Below are 17,819 nucleotides of genomic sequence, written 5' to 3'. Positions count from 1 at the left end.
CATCATGCGACAGTTGGGCGATCCCGCACACCATGGCTTGCCCGCATCCCGATGTGCCTGCTGTCCACAGGAAATCGCCACCTTGAAATCTGTTCGGCTTCGCCTCCTTCTGCTCGCGCTCCTGCCGCTCAGCGTGGTGATGCCGCTGCTTCTGGTCGTGGCGATGGCCAGGTGGAACGCCGACTATGACAACGTCCTGATCGTCAACGTGGAAAGCGACCTGAAAATCGCTGACCAATACCTGCGGCAGCTACAGGCAAACAGCGGCGATGATCTGGCGGCCATCGCCAGTTCGACCCAATTTGCCAAGGTACTGCGCGCGCCGCTACAGGATCAGCTGAGGTTTCTGGATCAACGCAGACAGGCGCTCAGGCTCGATTTCCTCTACTACCTGCCGATGCGCAACATTGACCGTGATGCCCGCCGCTGGCCGGTCATCAGCCGCGCCGCCCAAGGGGATCTGGCCTCGGAAATCGACATCTTCGCTGCCGCAGATCTTGATGTGATCTCTGCCGACCTGCGCAACCGCGCCCGCATTCCGCTGATCGAAACCGAAGCTGCCGCGCCCACCACCCGCCCCGCCGAAGATCGCGGCATGGTGATCCATTCTGCCGCCCCAGTGACGACCCCCGGCAGCGAAGGCGTGCTGGTGGCCGGGAGGCTACTGAACCGGGATCTGGATTTCATCGATACGATCAACGCCTTGGTTTATCTCGGCGACAGTCACCGGATCAGCCGCAAGGGCACCGCCACGCTGTTTCTGGATGACACCCGTATTTCCACCAATGTCCGCCTGTTCGAGGATGTCCGCGCCCTTGGAACCCGCGTTTCGCAAGCCGTACGGGATGCTGTTCTTGGTGACGGGCAGACCTGGCTCGATCGCGCCTTTGTTGTGAACGACTGGTATATCTCCGGCTATCTGCCACTGACCGACAGTTTCGGAAAACGGGTCGGCATGCTTTATGTGGGCTTCCTTGAGGCGCCGTTTGCCGCGGCCAAAGTCTCCGCGTATTGGACCGTTGTTCTGTCTTTCCTATCGGTTCTGCTACTCTCGGCGCCGCTGTTTTTATGGCTGGCCAAAGGGATCTTTGCGCCACTGGAGCAGATGAGCCACACCATGGCCCGTGTGGAGCGTGGCGATTTGGCCGCCCGCAATGGAAATGTGGGGCGGCACGATGAAATCGGTCAGGTCGCGGCCCATCTTGATAGTCTGCTGGACCAGGTACAGGACCGCGATCAAAAACTGCGCGACTGGGCGGGTGAGCTGAACGCCCGCGTTGACCAGCGCACTGCGGAACTGCGCGCCGCCAATGAAAAACTGGAAGCCACCTATAAGCAACTGGTGATGAGCGAAAAACTCGCCTCGATTGGGGAGATCACTGCCGGTGTCGCCCATGAGATCAACAACCCGATCGCGGTCATTCAGGGCAACGTCGATGTGATGCGGATGACACTGGGATCTGCAACAGAGGAGGTGGAAACGGAGCTGGCACTGATCGACGATCAGATCCTGCGGATCAGCGCCATCGTCGGCAAACTGTTGCAATTCGCCCGCCCGACCGAATTCGGCACCTTTGAGGAACGCCTGGATCTGGCACCGGTGGTGTCCGACTGTTTGGTGCTGGTGGACCACGTGGTGACCAAACAGGACATCGCCGTTACCAAACAGTTCGGCGAGACACCGGCGGTCCGCATTGATCCCGGCGAGCTGCAACAGGTGGTGATCAATCTGATCCTAAACGCCGTGCAGGCGATGGAGGGCTCCGGCCAGCTCTTGCTGACCTTGCGCGAGATGGATCGGGACAATGTCAGCGGTGCCTGCCTCGAGGTTGCAGATACCGGATCAGGCATTGCGGCGAAAGATCTGCCCTCAGTCTTCAACCCGTTCTACACCACCAAACTGGGCGAAGGCACTGGTTTGGGTTTGTCGATCAGCCAGACCCTGATTCAACGCGCAGGCGGGGTAATCTCGGCCGAGAACCGTGTTGAAGATGGGAAAATCGTCGGCGCTGTTTTCTCAATCTGGTTGCCCGCGGTCGAGGCGACGTCCTAGGCACAAGACCCCAAGCCACAAACGGCAGGCGCATCGCCCGCCGCTCTCTCTCAGATCAAAGACCCCAGCTTGCGCATTTGCGATCCACCGTCTTGCGCGAGACACCCAGCCTGCGGGCTGCCTCTGCCCTGTTGCCCTCGCAGGCGTCCAGAACATGCATGATGTGGCGTTGCATCACCAGATCCAGCGTATCCATCGCGGCTGAACCAGTCACCGCTCCGGTGCCTGCAAACTCCTCTGGAAAGGCGCCCAGAATGACCGAGCGTTCGATCAGATTGCGCAATTCGCGCACATTGCCGGGCCAGTGGTAGCGGCTGAATTTCAGCAGGGTATCCGCGTCCAGTTCAAGCGCGGGCATCGCCAGCGTGGTGGAAAACTGCTCCATGAAGAGCGCGGCCAGTTCCACAATATCCTCAACCCGCTCACTCAGCGGCGGCATCTGGATATTCACAACGTTGATCCGGTGGTACAGATCCGCCCGGAACCGTCCTTCGGCCACCGCCTGTTGCAAATCGGCATTGGTGGCAAACAGGAACCGCAGGTTCAGCGGGATGTCGCGTTCGGCACCAACCGGGCGGATGCGCTGATCCTCCAGCACCCGCAACAGGGCCGCCTGCACCTGCTCCGGCATCTGCGCCACCTCATCCAGGAACAGCGTCCCCCCATCGGCATAGAGAAACAGCCCGTCCTGACGGCGGTCCTGCGCATCGACCACCCCGAACAGCTCATGCGCAATCCGGTCTGGGGCGATGGCGGCGCAATTCACCGCGACAAAGGGTTTTTCCGCCCGGTCCGACAGCGAATGCAGCGTCCGCGCGGCGATTTCTTTGCCCGTCCCGCTGGCACCCGTGAACAGAACTGGTGTGGGCAGAGGCGCCAGCCGGGTGATCATGTCACGCGCGGTCTGAATGGCAGGGGATTTGCCCAACAGCCGCCCCCGTGCTGCCGTGCCTTCGGCTGACAGCGCATGCTTCAGCAGATAGTTTTCCCGCCGCAGATGTTTGCGATCCAGCGCGCGAGCCACGGAATTCAGAATCTGATTGGCGCGAAACGGTTTCAGCACGAAATCCGCGACGCCGACCCTTAGGGCCTGAATGGCGGTTTCCAGATCCGCATAGGCGGTGACCAGCACCGTGTCCGCAAACAGGCCGACCTTATGCTGCTCCTGCACCCACTCAAGCCCGGTTTTCCCCGGCATGATATTATCAAGGATGATCAGGTCGAAATGCGCCTGATCCAAGATGTTCGAAGCCTCTGCAGCCGAAGCCGCCTGCTCCACCCGTTTGCAGCGAGGGGTCAGGATTTTGGTCATGAAATTGCGCATGCCAGGTTCGTCGTCGATCACCAGTATCGACGCACCGGCAAGGTTTTCCCCATATTCGTCGCGGGGTGGCGGTGCGGTTGTCAGCACGGTCAATCCAGTCGAACAGAAGGTCCGGAATGCACCTCTTGCGAGGCAAACCCTGCCTGATCCAGCGCAAAATTCGCACCGGCGGCAATCACGATGATGGCGGCAAATCCCGTCAACATGGCTTTCATTTGGTCACTTCTCCACCTTGGTTGCGCGTTTCAGAAACGCAATCAAATCACGCCGGTCCTGCGGATCGGTAATCCGCTGCATCGGCATTTTGGACCCCGGAATATAGTGATCCGGGCCCAGATCGAAGAGGGCATCAATCGTCGCCTCTCCCCAGATTATATCAGATCCATCAAGGACCTCTGAATAGCGGTAACCTGCCAGCGTTCCCGCCGGGCGGCCAAAGACATTGTAAAGACTTGGCCCCGCCTTGCGGCTGTCTTCGGGGCCAAGCGCATGGCAGATGGAACATTTGCGCATAAACTGCCGCTCTCCGTTGGTCATCGTGGCCGGATCCTTCAGGAACCCGCGATTGCCTGCCATCTGCGCCTCTGTCTCTCCCATCAGCGCGACTGGCCAGCCATAGGCCAGATCATCCAATCCCGCGGCCCAGACCGTCCGCCCGTCCGGTGCAAACTCCAGTGCCCAGACCGGCCCATCACGGGTGGCGCGAAAATCTGCGCTGATGCGCCAGGTCTCCGTATCTACCATCATGATATAGCCCTGCCCGTCCCCAACGGCGAGCCGTGCTGTACCTTCGTGATATGCCATCGCCAAAATAGGCCGCCGTTCCAGCGTAAAATCCGCTACCGGATCGCCGGTCTGACTGTCAACAACGCGGGTGGCACCATCCACAGCCCCATAGGCCAGCCAATCACCATCCGGCCCCAGCACCAGCTGGTTGATGCCAAAGCCCTGATCCACCAGCCGACGTGGCGAGCGGTCGGCATCCTCGTAGACGAGGATCTGCCCACTCATAGTGGCCGCATAGACAGCCCCGTCCGCTCCGACAGCCACATCGTTGACGCCGCTGCCAACCTTGATCCGCTGTTCGGAGCCATCGCCAAGCGGCCAAAGGCCGATTTCCCCATCCCAGCTGCCCGACACAAGGGTGTCACGGTCCGGTGTCACCGCAAGCGCCCGGATCTTGCCCAGATGCCGCCCGATCAACTCCCCTGTATTGCTGCCCTGAGGCCAGAGGTAGAGCGCAAAATCATCCCCTGCGGAGACCAACCGCCCGGCATCCATGAACGCAAGCGCGGTAACAGCCGCTTCGTGGGCCTCCAGCCAACGCGGGCTGCGGTCACGCCATAGGCCAATCGCATTGTCGAAACTGCCCGTCGCCACCTGCCCCTCCGGCGAAACCGCCAGCGCCATGACCGGCCCGCCGTGCCCCTTCAATGTGGTGAACTCATCTGCGTCAGCGTGATCACCGACGACCATCAGCGACAGCGCTGCCGCACCGCAAATAGCGCAGGTTTTGCGGGACACATCGGCGAGTGCTGACATGTGGCGGGCCACCGCCGGTCACTCTGCAGGTGTTGCGCCCTTGGCGCCACCGCTGCTCGTACCGTCCGGGGTGACTTCGCCCTTTTCACGCATCTCGTCCAACCAGAGAGAATGGTGCTGATGCGCCCAGGCTTCGTCGACATCGCCGCTGCCCATGGCGTCAAACGCGCCCTCCATACCAAGCGAACCGATATAGATATGTGCCAGAATGATCGCCATCAGCACAAAGCTGAGAATCGCGTGCCAGCTCTGCGCCAGCTGCATTTCCTCCTGCGGTGCCAGCTCAACCGGCAGCGTGCCATAGCCCACAAGCTGCGGCAGCCCCAGATCGTTCAAAATACCAAAAGTCTTGGCAAAGAGCTGGATTTCAAACGGGAACAGCAATGACAGGCCCGAGAGAGAAATAGAGGCGCCAAAGACAATCACCGACCAGAAGATCAGTTTCTGGCCAAAGTTGAATTTCTTGGCTGGCGGGTGTGATTTGCCCACGATGCCGCCCATTTGGCGGATCCACACCAGATCGGTCCGGTTCGGAATATTATGGGCGACCCACATGACAAACACCATGACCAGCGCCAGCATAAAGGCCCAGGAGACGTTGTTATGCACCCATTTGCTCCAGATCAGCAGGCCTGCATTGATCTCCTTGCCCAGATAGGGCGCGATCACCATGCGACCGAACAGGCTGGCCAACCCCGTGAGGCCAAGCAAGATAAATGACCCCGCCAGCATCCAATGGGCAAAGCGTTCAATGAACTGAAACCGTGTCACGCTGCGCCCGGTTGCGGGCTCGTCAATGCGGATGCGACCGCGCAGCAGATAAAACAGGGCCAGCGCCGCGATTGTTCCCAGCAGCAGCCAACCGCCATAGGTGCGCAGCGGTCCTTCCCGGAAGGTCAGCCAGCGCATACCTCCATCCTGCACAAGCACGGTGGCCACATCGCCCCCGGCCGAGACCCTTAGGTCAGCAGCATTATAGCGGATCGCGCGCCACAGCTCGGGATCTGATGCCCCGCCAAGCGTGCCCAGTTGCTCGGTCAACCCGGCCCCCAAAGCCGCGGCGCCCGTGTCATCGCTGCGAAAGCTGTCGTCGATCTTCTCCCCGCGCTGCCGCGCCAGAATATCCTCAAGCGTCTGCGCCCCGCCCGTGGCACTGCGGTCCGGCACAGTGTTCGCCGCAGGGGCATCCGGGGCGTCCTGCGCCGCAGCGATCCCAGCCATCAACGTCAGCTGCATCAGAATAGCAAAGGCGATGCGCAGCATGGGCCACACTCCTTCATGGGTTGTCTTGAAAACTGAATAAGTAAACAGGACGGCCCGCGCGGGCGGGCCATCCCATCATGTCAAAGGAGGCTGTGATCAGCCGCCCTTCTGGTCATAGGCTGTCCCCCAGCCCCAGGCACCGGAGCCGAAGCCGCGCGCCACAACACGTTCGCGGTAGACGGCTGAGACGACATCACCGTCCCCGGCCAGCAGTGCCTTGGTGGAGCACATTTCGGCGCAGATGGGCAGCTTGCCCTCGGCGATCCGATTGCGGCCGTATTTGGAGAATTCCGCATTGGAATGCGTCTCCTCAGGGCCACCGGCGCAGAAGGTACATTTGTCCATCTTGCCACGGCTGCCAAAGTTGCCTGCCTGCGGATACTGCGGCGCGCCAAAGGGGCACGCGTAGAAGCAATAACCGCAACCAATGCAGAGATCCTTGGAGTGCAGGACCACGCCTTCTTCGTTCTGATAGAAACAATCGACCGGGCACACCGCCATACAGGGCGCGTCCGAGCAATGCATACAGGCGACCGAGATCGACCGCTCACCGGGCTTGCCATCATTGATGGTCACCACCCGACGCCGGTTGATACCCCAGGGCACCTCGTGCTCGTTCTTACAGGCCGTCACGCAGGCGTTGCATTCAATGCAGCGTTCGGCGTCACAGAGAAACTTCGCTCTTGCCATATCTCTTTCTCCTTATGCTGCGCTGATCTTGCAGAGAGTACACTTGGTCTCCTGCATCTGGGTCACGCTGTCGTAGCCATAGGTCTGTGCGACGTTGCAGCTCTCGCCCAGAACATAGGGGTCAGCGCCATCGGGGTATTTGTCGCGCAAATCCTCGCCTTGGTAATGACCGCCAAAGTGGAACGGCATGAAGGCAACGCCCTCTCCGACCCGCTCTGTGACCATGGCCATGACTTTGACCTTGCCGCCCTCCGGGCCTTCGACCCAGACCTGAGACCCATCCCGAATGCCGATATTGTTGGCATCACGCGGGTGCATTTCGACAAACATGTCTTGCTGCAATTCTGCCAGCCACGGGTTGGACCGGGTCTCTTCGCCGCCACCTTCGTATTCGACCAGGCGACCAGAGGTCAGGATGATCGGATATTCCTTGGAGACGTCGTTTTTCTGGATCGACGCATAGAGGGTCGGCAGCCGGTAGGAATGACGGTCCTCATATGTCGGGTAGTCTTCGACCAGATCCCGGCGGTTGGTGTAAAGCGGCTCGCGATGGATTGGCACCGGATCCGGGAAGGTCCAGACCACGGCACGGGCCTTGGCGTTGCCGAATGGCGCACATTCATGCGCAATCGCAACCCGCTGGATACCACCGGACAGATCCGTCTTCCAGTTCACCTTCGCAACCTTGTCGTCATAGTCCGACGGGAAGGGCGACATGCTTTGTTCACCAACCTCATGCGTGTAGTCGGCAAAGCCGTCCACTCCGGCTGCCTTGGCGATGAACGCCCGCTCACTCGCGGTCAGCTCGGTATGCCAGCCTAGATCCTTCAGCATCTGATAGGTGAACTCAGGGTAGCCGTCCTGAATATCAGAGCCAGCAGAATAGGCACCCTCGGCCAGAAGGTTGTCACCATCCCGTTCGACACCAAAGCGCGCGCGGAAGGTCAGGCCACCTTCGGAGACAGGTTTGGACATGTCATAAAGGTTGGGCGTCCCCGGGTGACCCATTTCAGCGGTGCCCCAGCAAGGCCAGGGCATACCGTAGTAATCCCCGTCAGCAGGCCCACCAATGGCACGCAACGTGGTGCGGTCAAAAGTGTGCTGATTGGCCATATGCGTTTTCATCCGCTCCGGCGATTGACCGGTGTAGCCGATGGTCCACATACCCTTGTTGAATTCGCGCGTGATGCTTTCGACATTCGGTGTTTCGGCATCTTCCATCTCGATATTGCGGAAGAACCGGTCGCCCCAGCCGAATTTATTCGCGAACTTGGCGATGATCACATGATCCGGCAGGCTCTCGAACAGCGGGTCGACGATCTTGTCACGCCACTGCAGGGACCGGTTAGACGCAGTGACCGAGCCACGGGTCTCGAACTGGGTGCAGGCGGGCAGCAGATAGACACCATCGGTGCGATCATGCAGCACGGCAGAGACGGTGGGATACGGGTCGACAACGACCAGCATGTCCAGCTTCTCCATCGCCGTCTTCATCTCCGTCATACGGGTCTGAGAGTTTGGCGCGTGGCCCCACAGAACCATGGCCCGCACATTGTTGGGCTGGTCCATGTTATCCTTGTCTTCAAGGATACCATCAATCCAGCGACTGACCGGGATACCCGTCAGGTTCTGCAGCGATTTATCCTTGCCGTCGGCACCTTTGATGGTGTCGAACTGACCGGCAAGCCATTCGCCGTCCTCACCCCAGACACGGCCCCAATGCGCCCAGGCGCCTTTGGACAGGCCATAGTAGCCGGGCAAAGTGTGGCTCAGAACGCCAAGGTCGGTTGCGCCCTGCACGTTGTCATGGCCGCGGAAGATATTGGTGCCGCCGCCCGATGTACCCATGTTCCCCAGCGCCAGCTGAAGGATGCAATAGGCGCGGGTGTTGTTGTTGCCGGTCGTATGCTGGGTGCCGCCCATACACCAGATCACGGTGCCGGGACGGTTGTTGGCCAGCGTCCGTGCCACGCGCTTGAGCTGGCTACCGGGGGTGCCGGTCACACGTTCGACTTCCTCGGGCGTCCACTTGGCAACTTCTTCGCGGATCTGATCCATACCCCAGACACGGGTGCGGATGAATTCCTTGTCTTCCCAGCTGTTGTCAAAGATGTGCCACAGGATCCCCCAGACCAGCGCCACATCGGTGCCGGGACGGAAGCGCACATATTCATCGGCATGGGCCGCCGTGCGGGTGAAGCGCGGATCGCAGACGATCAGCGGCGCGTTGTTCTGTTCCTTGGCCTTCAGCACGTGCAACAACGAGACGGGATGCGCCTCTGCCGGGTTGCCGCCGATAATGAAGATCGCCTTGGAGTTATGGATGTCATTGTAGCTGTTGGTCATGGCGCCGTAGCCCCATGTATTCGCAACACCTGCAACGGTGGTCGAGTGACAGATCCGCGCCTGATGGTCGACGTTATTGGTGCCCCAATAGGCCGCAAACTTGCGGAACAGATAGGCCTGTTCGTTGTTATGCTTGGCCGAGCCGAGCCAATAGACAGAATCCGGTCCGCTTTCTTCGCGGATCTGCATCATGCCGTCGCCGATCTCATTGATCGCCTGTTCCCAGCTGATGCGTTTCCATTCTCCGCCTTCTTTCTTCATCGGGTACTTCAGACGGCGTTCGCCATGGGCGTGTTCGCGCACAGATGCGCCTTTGGCGCAATGGGCACCAAGGTTAAAGGGGCTGTCCCATCCCGGTTCCTGACCGGTCCAGACGCCGTTTTGCACCTCTGCCACGACGGTACAGCCGACCGAACAATGAGTGCAGACGGATTTGATGGTCTCAACGGCACCGGCCGCAGCGGTTGCCGCATTAGCCTTGGTGACAGATCCACCTGTGGCGCTGATGGCGGCAAGGCCACCAATGGCCAAACCGGATCCACGCAAAAACGCGCGGCGGTCAACAGAGCTTTCTGCAACCTTGGACAGGATACTGGTCCGCTGGGGGCGTCGCGCAACCCCGTTGGTCTTTTTCCTAAGCATATGTTCCTCCCTTGCTTCCCTTACGGGTTCGCTGGGTTATCGGGGGCCTTTGGCAGTCGGGCGTCACGCAACCAGTCGCCGTGGGCGTTCATACATCACCGGTGTGTCAGAACCGGAGGCTGTCGTAGTAGGCGCGGGTATGCGCGGTGTCCTGCATCACCTCTGATGTCAGGTCTGGCTCGGCCGCCTCGGCCGTTCCGCCGGTCGTTGCAACCGCCACCGCCGCAATCGGCGTTGTGGTCGCTGCCAGCTTGAGAAAGTCGCGGCGGCTGGTGGCCTCCTCGGTCTTTCTGGTCATGTGATCCTCCTCCTCAAATGGTTGGTTCACGGGGTTATGGGCCGGCGCACCGGCCCGGCTCAGGCGGATTGCTCCGCGCTCATCCGAAATCCTTCGGCTTCGATTTCCATGAACACCCGGCCCACAGCACCGACAGCGGCATAAAGAACCGAGTTCTTGGCCGCCTCCAGATCGGAAAAGAAATGCCCGGCCCAGGGGCCGATATGTTTGTTGAAGAACTGTTTCTGGTCGCTCAACGGCGCGGCGTCCCCAAATCTGCCCGCAATCAGTGCCCCCATCATCTCCATCAGAGAGGCAATGTTGTCCTCCGGCTCATAGACGTTCTGGGCGCGGGTCATGCCCCGTACCGCCATGTCCTGCCGCAGGGCCGCCAGCGGTTTTTCATTCAGGAAACCTGTCAGATAGTAACTGGCATAGGGTAACAGTTCACCGCGCCCCATACCGATGAACAGCTTGTTGAATTCTCGCTCTGCGGCCGCCGGCTTGGTCAGCTTGGCCAGTTTCGCCAGCGCGTTGATGGCAGTGCCAAGATCGCTGTCATCCCCAGTCAGCGACGCCATCTGGGTCAGCAGCATCTCATCCGGCGGCGTCGCCAGCATCAGCCCCAGAAAGTTGTAGAGATCCGCGCGCAAACGATCCTCGTCGCGCGGTGCCGCCAGTGGTTGGGCGGTTGTCTCTGTCTGGATTTGCTCGGCGGTCATAGGTGTCTCCTCAACACGCGTGGTCTTTGGGGCATCTCTTTGGGGAACCTGCTGCCAGCGGCCTGCATCAGACCGAGGCAAAGGCAGATGTGTCGCGGCGACATCATGTGACGCCCCCGTCGCCATGGGTTTCGGCTGCGAAACGGAAGCGCATCCGCCGCGTGGCCGTTGGCGCAGGTTCGAGGTCTGAGACCACTGCTACAGCCGCATCCGCTGACACCTGCGCGGCATCCTGTGGCTCCACCTCGACCGCGTCCTCGGCTGAGCGCAGTGCCGTTGTTGGCGGGCGAGTGGTGGACATCGCAACCGCGGTTTCATCACCTGGATCCTCCTCAAGCGCCGCCACATCGGCCTCCTGCACATCGGCGATGTCCGTCTCGTCCGTCGCAGCCTCGGCGGTGGCGGCCTCTTCGGCTTGGCGCGCCAGCTCCTCAACATGGGCCGTCATGCCCTTGCCCACCTGATACGCGGTCTGGAGGTTCTCGATCACCATGGCGCTGTCAGAGAAATCCTCGCCGTAGTCCAAAAGGCCATCGACATTTGCGAGCACCGGATTGCTGATCCACAAACGACGAAGCGCGCGGGTCCGCAGCCGCGCCGGAATGGTCTCTTTCAGGAAAACGCTGAAATCATCCCCCTGCTGCATCTGATCCGGATCCGGAAGGTTCAGCTCTTCCAGGATCTCGGCGTCGCTCTTCTCCTCAAGCGCCTGCACTTCTGCCGCGCGTGCGGCGGCTGCGGCCTCGACGACCTCCGCCTGCTGCTCTGCCGCGACCTTCGCGCGTCGTTGGGACCAGAAATTACCCCCGCTCATGACAGGCGCGCCTTCTTCATCGTGGGTGACCGATAAACGTCGGTCAGCTGCGAAATGCGCGGATCCCCAATGCCGTCCTCATTCGCATCGGTTTTCACCCGATCCCGGCGCCGTTTCTTGAACGGCTCATCATGGAAATGCAGCTGTGCGAAATCCCGGATCCAGGCCACCAGCCCATCTGGCATCGGCACTTTTTCAACAAGATCCTCGCCGTTGTCAGCATAGTCCTGCGCCTCGTAGGGCGAGGCCGTCACCAAGAGCACATCCAGCGGCCGCTCCTCCGATGCGCCATCGCGCAGGATTACATAGATACAAGGCGGCTCGGCGGTCAGACCGTGCAGATAGGCCTCAGCTTCACTCCGGTGCAGCTCCAGCGGCAATGTGGCGGCGTGAAACTCGCTGATCTCACCCGCTTCACGCAGCAGCTGCCAATCCGCTGGCGCTGCCCCAGGCAGAACCGAGGTCACCTTCCACGACCAGCGCGCCCAACGCGTCACACCCGGCTGGCGCCGCACCACGACACCCAGCGGCATCACACACGTCTTTGCACTGCGATCTACGGTTTCGGCCAAGTCAAAGCCCTGCTCATGAATTCGGATGCACCAACAGTGCCGCATTCCCGAGCCGTGCCGAAAGATAACTTTTGCTGATGGCGCATTAAATCAACATCAATGGTCAAATTGACCAGCCGGATATGGCACCGCAGGACAGCCCGGACGAAAAGTCTATTTCGACTAATTCACTCAGGCTTAACGCTGGGACAACTCAGGCTGCCTGTGCCGCGAATCACCGGCTTGATTTGCCGGGAACAGAGCCCCCTTCACGTTGCGAATTGCGGTTTACCTGCTTGCGCAAACATGCCTAGTCTGAGCGCAAGGCGGCGGATTTACGCTGCCCTGAGCGACCACTGAATACACGGGGAACCCATGCCTAAGACATTGATTTTATGTGATTGTGCTGGATCGCAATCTATCGATTCCGAGGCATTGTCGGGCAGCACCGGCCTGCCCTGCTCCAAGCTTCATTCAGCGCTTTGCACAGACGAGATCGATCAGGCCGCTGCTGCCCTGACGCAGGGGGATGCAATTATTTGCTGCGCGCAGGAGCACCGTATTTTCGAGGCTCTGGCAGAAGAAATCGACGCCCCCGCACCAGGGTTCACCGACCTGCGCGACCGGGCCGGTTGGACCGCAGATACCGCCTCAACACTGCCCAAAATGACCGCCTTGATCGCCGAGGCGACGCTCGCTCCTGCTTCGGCCAAGACAATCGATATCCATTCCGAGGGGCTGTGCCTGATCCTCGGCGCGCCGGATGTGGCCTTTGCAGCGGCCGAACGCTTGCAGGACAGCCTTGCAGTCACGGTGCTGCTCGACACCCCGCATGATCCACCGCACAGCCGCGCCTATGACGTGATTTCCGGCCAGCTGCGCCATGCCAAGGGCGCATTGGGGCAATTCGCCGTCACCATCGATCAGCTGCAACAGCTGGATGTCACCGGGCGTAGCTGGACATGGGGCGAGGCCCGGAATGGCGGCCAGTCGATCTGCGATATCATTCTGGACCTGCGCGGCGGCCAACCCCTGTTTCCGGCCCCTGAAAAACGCGATGGCTACCTGCGGGCCGACCCAAAATCTGCCCCTGCCGTCGCTGAGGCTACCTTGGCCGCCAGTCAACTGGTCGGCATTTTTGAGAAGCCGCTTTATGTGCGGACCGAACCCCTGCTCTGCGCCCATTCGCGCGCAGGTCAGACCGGCTGCACCCGGTGCCTGGATATTTGCCCGACCGGCGCGATCAGCCCTGCTGGCGACCATGTCAGTATTGATCCGATGATCTGTGCCGGCTGCGGCTCTTGTGCCTCGCTCTGCCCCTCGGGGGCCATCACCTATGATGCGCCGCCGACAGATGCGCTGATGCGGCGCATTCAGACCCTGACCAAAACCTATCTTGACGCCGGGGGCCGCGCGCCTCGCTTGCTGGTGGTCGACAATCACGGCGGCGAGATGATCCAGCTGGCCGCACGTTGTGGCCGTGGTCTCCCCGCTGATGTGATCCCGCTGAATGTCGAAGCCCTCAACAGCTTTGGTCACGCAGAGACGTTGGCGGCGCTGGCCGCAGGGTGTGGCGAGGTTTCCATTCTCCTCTCACCACGCGCCGAGCGCGACGTCCAAGAGCATGAAATCGCCCTCGCTGCGGCCATTGCGGGACCGCATGTCCATCTGTTGGATGTGGCGGATCCCGATGCCCTAAGCGATCATCTGTTTGACGTCGCCGCGCCCCAGGTACAGGTCGAAACACTACAACGCCCGATGGGCACACGCCGCCAGATCACCCGCCAGGCCGCCAAAGCACTGGTACCAACGGCGGAAACGCTGCCGCTGCCCGAAGGCGCACCCTATGGTGCGGTGTTGGTGTCGTCCGATAACTGCACGCTGTGCCTCTCCTGTGTCTCGCTCTGCCCCTCTGGTGCGCTTGGCGACAATCCGGACCTGCCACAGCTGCGGTTTCAGGAGGATGCCTGCCTGCAATGCGGTCTCTGCGCCACGATCTGCCCTGAGGATGCCATCACCTATGAACCGCGCCTGAACCTCACCTCGGATGCGCTGTCACAAGCGGTTCTGCACGAGGAAGAACCCTTTGCCTGTGTCGAATGTGGATCACTGTTCGGGGTGAAATCAACCATCGACAAAATCACCGAGAAGCTGGCTGGGAAACATTCGATGTTTGCCAACCCGGATGCCGCACGGATGATCCAGATGTGCGACGACTGCCGCGTCAATGCGCAGTTCCACCAGCAGAATTCTCCGTTCGCGGGCGCGGATCGCCCCAAGGTCCGCACGACCGATGATTATCTCAGCAAGCGCAAGGACCATTGAGCCCAACGGACCAAGAGACAATGACGCCCCTATTTATGCTCCAGCGGCGCGCCCAGGTCCGCCGGGCTCAGTACCGCCACATAGGCCAGGATGTTCTCCAGCTCATCCAGAGTGATCTCCACCGGGACGATCGGCGAGGGTCGCGCCTCGTCGAAGGGCGGCGTGACCTCAGCGACCTGGGTAAAGGCGGGGTGCGGGTTCAAGGCATAGAACGCCTGAAACCGCTGCTCCCAATCCGCAAGGCTGCGCAGAACGTAAAACGACGGAGTCGAACCGATGCTGTTGATCCGTCCACCCTCATCCACCGCATGGCATCGCCCACAATGGATCTTGGACAAATCATACCCAAGCCCGGCGTCCCCTTCCCATGCGACCACCTCGACCTGCGCGGCGGCCTGTTCTGGTACTTGAAACATCTGTGTGCCGTCGGGGGCAAAGGCTGCAAGCGTGCGCCTGCCCACGTCAGAGGTCAGCCAATCCGCAAACCGCTGCGCCCCTGTGTGATCCGGGGTGATCAACTCCAGATGCCAAACAACGCCTTGCCCCGCCATGACCGGTTGACCAGTCTGCCCCAATGCGACCTCAGCCGTGGCAACCGTATCGACCAGTTCAACGCGTACCTGCGTTTTCAGGGAAAATCGGGGCAGCATGAACCCCAGCACCCCGGTGTCGATCAGCGCCTGCGGCGCAATCAGCCGGACCCTGCGCGGATCACTCTGTGCCATGGCAATCACCGGCTGCATCGAAACGGCAAATACCAGCAAGACCAGTATTCCCGCATATTTGCGCAAAAGAGTGCATACCCAGACCATATGAAATGCTAGGAAACCATCTACATCTTCGTCAAGAACTGTTGCAGTCGGGGCAAACGCCACCGCAGGTAACCAACCACAAACAAGACAGCTTGAAACAAGCTGGTAACAGGAAGGAGCAACCCCGGCGTGGCCCTCACTCGTGAAATCGTCCTCGAAGCGCTCAAGACCATCAAGGATCCCGTGTCCGGCAGCGATATCGTCGCCGCAGGCATTGTCCGCGCGCTCAATATTGAAGAGGACACGGTCCGCTTTGTTCTGGAAATTGATCCGGCAAAATCCGACATCTACACGCCCGTGCGCGATGAGGCCGACGCCAAGGTGACGGCGCTGCCCGGTGCAGGCAAAGTCTCAGCCATGCTGACCGCACATTCTGCCAAGGCGCCCCCGGATCTGAAGGGGAGCAAACCGGCTCAGCCCCAAGGTCCGCAGAAAATCCCAGGCGTGGATCGTATTATCGCAGTTGCCTCTGGCAAGGGCGGCGTTGGCAAATCCACTGTTTCGGCCAATATTGCCTGCGCTCTGGCGGCTCAGGGACGTCGTGTTGGACTGCTGGATGCCGATGTCTATGGCCCCTCGCAACCGCGGATGCTGGGTGTCTCTGGCCGCCCTGCCAGCCCCGATGGCAAGACCATTCTGCCGATGCGCAACCATGGCGTCACCATGATGTCTATCGGCCTGATGACCAACGAGGATCAGGCGGTTGTGTGGCGCGGTCCGATGCTGATGGGCGCTTTGCAGCAGATGATGATGCAGGTGCAATGGGGTGCGCTGGACGTGCTGATCGTCGACCTGCCGCCGGGCACTGGCGACGTGCAGATGACGCTGGCACAAAAGGCCCATGTGGACGGCGCCATCGTGGTTTCCACCCCACAGGACGTCGCCCTGATCGATGCCCGCAAGGGCATCGATATGTTCCAGAAACTCAACGTCCCGATCATTGGCATGGTGGAAAATATGTCCACCCATATCTGCTCCAACTGCGGGCATGAGGAACATGTCTTTGGCCATGGCGGCGTTGCGGCCGAAGCCGAAAAACTGAACGTGCCGCTGCTGGCAGAAATACCGCTGCATCTGGACGTACGTGTGGCCGCTGATGGCGGCGCGCCCATTGCGGTCAGCAAGCCCGACAGCGCGCAGGCCAAGGCGTTCCACGATCTGGCCGCCGATCTGATCGCCAAGGGTCAGGCCTGATCCGGTGGCGGACATGAGCGAACTGAGCTTTCCGCCTCTGATGGCAGGGTTGGCCCTCAGCGGCGCGGAGGATCCCTTTGCCTTTGCCTGTCAGAAGGCGGTGCTGGGCTGTGACGCCGGGTTGGTCGTGCATAACCTCGCGCATGACCGTTTGCAGGCGGCTCTCGTCTTTGCGCCAGAGGTGGCATTGCAGCACGCGATGACCATGCTGCCTGTCTGCGCTATCGCGTTGCAAAATGCCCTAGGCGCGCTGGCCCCGCCAGAAGTTGCCGTGCACCTGCAATGGGACGGCGGGTTGCGTATCAATGGCGGTCGTTGTGGCCGGTTGCGCGCCGCCGCCAGCACCACCACCCCGTCCGAGGTGCCAGACTGGCTGGTCATTGGCCTCGACCTGCCACTCTGGCCGCCGAGCGACGGGGAAACCGGCGATCGTCCCGAAGACACCGCGCTTTATGCCGAGGGCTGCGCTGATGTGGATGCCGGGCAATTGCTGGAAAGCTGGGCGCGCCACGCGCTGCACTGGATCAACCGTTGGGAAGACACCGGAGCAGAACCGGTTCACAGCACCTGGCGCGGGTTGGCGCAGGACATCGGCGAGACCATAACCCACGCGGGCCGGACCGGTACGTTTCTCGGGGTGGATGAGGACTTTGGCCTGCTTTTGCGGGACGAGACCACCACCCACATGATTCCCCTCACCACGCTACTGGAGACCCCATGATGCAGCTTGCCCGCGCCATTCACTTCGACGAAAGCGATCAGAACGTCTTTGCCAGCCCGGCCCGCACTGGCGAGTGGTGCATTTCCGGCGGGTTTGAGTTTTCCAACTGGGAAGAGGCGGATCTGACCGGCAAACAGCGCCAGGCCTTCGCAAATGGCTGGATGGGGCTGGAAACCGGCGGGCGCGCCACCTTTGTCGCGGTGACCAAGATCGAAGAGGGAGAATTGGCCACGCTCACCGATTTGCTGGCACAGCATTTTGTCAGCTACTATGGGGCCCCGAATGCGGACACCGCCCGCCCCGTGGCGGAGGAAGAGCTGGCCCATATGGCCGACCTCTGCGCGGATCACGCGCCCAACACCCTGCTGACCGTCATGCGCGAGCTGACAGATGCCGGTGTCAAGGAAAGCTATCGCGCGATTGAGGCACAGGACGCAGGGCTGGAGCAGTTCGCCATTCACGTGACGGACGACTGAACGCGCACGGCACACAAGGAAAAACGCCGCGCAAACCCGCGCGGCGTCTTCTATTTCATACACCAAT

General features: G+C 60.9%; 16 protein-coding genes. 5 read left to right on the top strand and 11 right to left on the bottom strand.

Going from position 1 to position 17,819, the window contains the following annotated elements:
- Positions 1-82 precede the first annotated feature (82 nt).
- On the top strand, positions 83-2,053 hold the full coding sequence (locus INHI_RS0100500) for a sensor histidine kinase (RefSeq protein WP_027246335.1): 1,971 nt from the start codon (positions 83-85) through the stop codon (positions 2,051-2,053).
- A 55-nt stretch (positions 2,054-2,108) separates the two neighbouring features.
- Here the strand turns inward: INHI_RS0100500 and INHI_RS0100495 are convergent, their stop codons facing one another.
- The 10 genes from INHI_RS0100495 to INHI_RS0100450 form a co-directional block, all read right to left on the bottom strand.
- Positions 2,109-3,470 (bottom strand): sigma-54-dependent transcriptional regulator, encoded by a 1,362-nt coding sequence (locus INHI_RS0100495; protein ID WP_027246334.1) that lies wholly within the window; start codon positions 3,468-3,470, stop codon positions 2,109-2,111.
- Positions 3,467-3,592 (bottom strand): hypothetical protein, encoded by a 126-nt coding sequence (locus INHI_RS21355; RefSeq protein WP_024096159.1) that lies wholly within the window; start codon positions 3,590-3,592, stop codon positions 3,467-3,469. The genes INHI_RS0100495 and INHI_RS21355 overlap by 4 nt, the downstream gene beginning before the upstream one ends.
- Positions 3,593-3,596: 4 nt before the next feature.
- The gene (locus INHI_RS0100485) at positions 3,597-4,919 is read right to left on the bottom strand and encodes a c-type cytochrome (RefSeq protein WP_036766715.1); all 1,323 of its coding nucleotides are present in this window, start codon (positions 4,917-4,919) and stop codon (positions 3,597-3,599) included.
- An 18-nt stretch (positions 4,920-4,937) separates the two neighbouring features.
- Positions 4,938-6,182: a formate dehydrogenase subunit gamma gene (locus INHI_RS0100480; RefSeq protein ID WP_027246332.1), complete on the bottom strand. Its 1,245-nt coding sequence runs from the start codon at positions 6,180-6,182 to the stop codon at positions 4,938-4,940.
- 96 nt (positions 6,183-6,278) lie between these two features.
- Positions 6,279-6,872, bottom strand: coding sequence for a formate dehydrogenase FDH3 subunit beta (fdh3B, locus tag INHI_RS0100475; RefSeq protein WP_014875661.1), 594 nt, complete (start codon positions 6,870-6,872; stop codon positions 6,279-6,281).
- Positions 6,873-6,884: 12 nt separating this feature from the next.
- The gene (locus tag INHI_RS0100470) at positions 6,885-9,860 is read right to left on the bottom strand and encodes a formate dehydrogenase subunit alpha (protein WP_027246331.1); all 2,976 of its coding nucleotides are present in this window, start codon (positions 9,858-9,860) and stop codon (positions 6,885-6,887) included.
- 106 nt (positions 9,861-9,966) lie between these two features.
- Complete coding sequence (locus tag INHI_RS0100465; RefSeq protein ID WP_014875663.1) at positions 9,967-10,158, bottom strand: twin-arginine translocation pathway signal protein; 192 nt, start codon at positions 10,156-10,158, stop codon at positions 9,967-9,969.
- Between the two features lie 59 nt (positions 10,159-10,217).
- Positions 10,218-10,859 (bottom strand): TorD/DmsD family molecular chaperone, encoded by a 642-nt coding sequence (locus tag INHI_RS0100460; RefSeq protein WP_027246330.1) that lies wholly within the window; start codon positions 10,857-10,859, stop codon positions 10,218-10,220.
- A 103-nt stretch (positions 10,860-10,962) separates the two neighbouring features.
- A complete protein-coding gene (locus INHI_RS0100455; RefSeq protein WP_014880958.1) occupies positions 10,963-11,673 on the bottom strand; it encodes a DUF3306 domain-containing protein in 711 nt (236 codons plus the stop codon).
- Positions 11,670-12,206: a DUF3305 domain-containing protein gene (locus INHI_RS0100450; RefSeq protein ID WP_027246329.1), complete on the bottom strand. Its 537-nt coding sequence runs from the start codon at positions 12,204-12,206 to the stop codon at positions 11,670-11,672. Before INHI_RS0100450 ends, INHI_RS0100455 begins: the two co-directional genes overlap by 4 nt.
- Before the next feature lie 393 nt (positions 12,207-12,599).
- On the opposite strand from INHI_RS0100450, the gene INHI_RS0100445 reads away from it, so the two are divergent.
- Positions 12,600-14,549 (top strand): 4Fe-4S binding protein, encoded by a 1,950-nt coding sequence (locus tag INHI_RS0100445; protein ID WP_027246328.1) that lies wholly within the window; start codon positions 12,600-12,602, stop codon positions 14,547-14,549.
- A 29-nt stretch (positions 14,550-14,578) separates the two neighbouring features.
- Here INHI_RS0100445 and INHI_RS0100440 read toward each other — a convergent pair whose 3' ends face one another.
- Entirely contained in the window at positions 14,579-15,313 is a 735-nt protein-coding gene (locus INHI_RS0100440; RefSeq protein ID WP_254656802.1) for a hypothetical protein, read from the bottom strand.
- A 177-nt stretch (positions 15,314-15,490) separates the two neighbouring features.
- Here INHI_RS0100440 and apbC point away from each other — a divergent pair, with 177 nt between their 5' ends.
- Genes apbC through INHI_RS0100425 form a run of 3 tightly spaced genes read left to right on the top strand, consistent with a single transcriptional unit; the run spans position 15,491 to position 17,752 of the window.
- Positions 15,491-16,555, top strand: coding sequence for an iron-sulfur cluster carrier protein ApbC (apbC, locus tag INHI_RS0100435; RefSeq protein WP_027246326.1), 1,065 nt, complete (start codon positions 15,491-15,493; stop codon positions 16,553-16,555).
- Between the two features lie 13 nt (positions 16,556-16,568).
- Positions 16,569-17,276, top strand: coding sequence for a DUF4444 domain-containing protein (locus INHI_RS0100430; protein ID WP_027246325.1), 708 nt, complete (start codon positions 16,569-16,571; stop codon positions 17,274-17,276).
- Positions 17,276-17,752 carry a DUF6505 family protein gene (locus tag INHI_RS0100425; RefSeq protein ID WP_027246324.1) on the top strand — a complete coding sequence of 159 codons (477 nt, stop codon included), beginning with the start codon at positions 17,276-17,278 and terminating at the stop codon, positions 17,750-17,752. Before INHI_RS0100430 ends, INHI_RS0100425 begins: the two co-directional genes overlap by 1 nt.
- The last annotated feature ends 67 nt before the right edge of the window (positions 17,753-17,819 follow it).

Origin of the sequence: Phaeobacter inhibens DSM 16374 (assembly GCF_000473105.1) — a bacterium.
Classification (GTDB): domain Bacteria; phylum Pseudomonadota; class Alphaproteobacteria; order Rhodobacterales; family Rhodobacteraceae; genus Phaeobacter; species Phaeobacter inhibens.
Note: the sequence above shows the minus strand (reverse complement) of the source record. Positions and strands in the feature narration are given on the sequence as shown.

Coding starts and splice junctions, on each gene's coding strand:
- INHI_RS21355 (WP_024096159.1), bottom strand. CDS start 3,592: ATGAAAGCCATGTTGACGGGATTTGCCGCCATCATCGTGATTGCCGCC.
- INHI_RS0100485 (WP_036766715.1), bottom strand. CDS start 4,919: ATGTCAGCACTCGCCGATGTGTCCCGCAAAACCTGCGCTATTTGCGGT.
- INHI_RS0100480 (WP_027246332.1), bottom strand. CDS start 6,182: ATGCTGCGCATCGCCTTTGCTATTCTGATGCAGCTGACGTTGATGGCT.
- fdh3B (WP_014875661.1), bottom strand. CDS start 6,872: ATGGCAAGAGCGAAGTTTCTCTGTGACGCCGAACGCTGCATTGAATGC.
- INHI_RS0100470 (WP_027246331.1), bottom strand. CDS start 9,860: ATGCTTAGGAAAAAGACCAACGGGGTTGCGCGACGCCCCCAGCGGACC.
- INHI_RS0100465 (WP_014875663.1), bottom strand. CDS start 10,158: ATGACCAGAAAGACCGAGGAGGCCACCAGCCGCCGCGACTTTCTCAAG.
- INHI_RS0100460 (WP_027246330.1), bottom strand. CDS start 10,859: ATGACCGCCGAGCAAATCCAGACAGAGACAACCGCCCAACCACTGGCG.
- INHI_RS0100455 (WP_014880958.1), bottom strand. CDS start 11,673: ATGAGCGGGGGTAATTTCTGGTCCCAACGACGCGCGAAGGTCGCGGCA.
- INHI_RS0100450 (WP_027246329.1), bottom strand. CDS start 12,206: ATGCCGCTGGGTGTCGTGGTGCGGCGCCAGCCGGGTGTGACGCGTTGG.
- INHI_RS0100445 (WP_027246328.1), top strand. CDS start 12,600: ATGCCTAAGACATTGATTTTATGTGATTGTGCTGGATCGCAATCTATC.
- INHI_RS0100430 (WP_027246325.1), top strand. CDS start 16,569: ATGAGCGAACTGAGCTTTCCGCCTCTGATGGCAGGGTTGGCCCTCAGC.
- INHI_RS0100425 (WP_027246324.1), top strand. CDS start 17,276: ATGCAGCTTGCCCGCGCCATTCACTTCGACGAAAGCGATCAGAACGTC.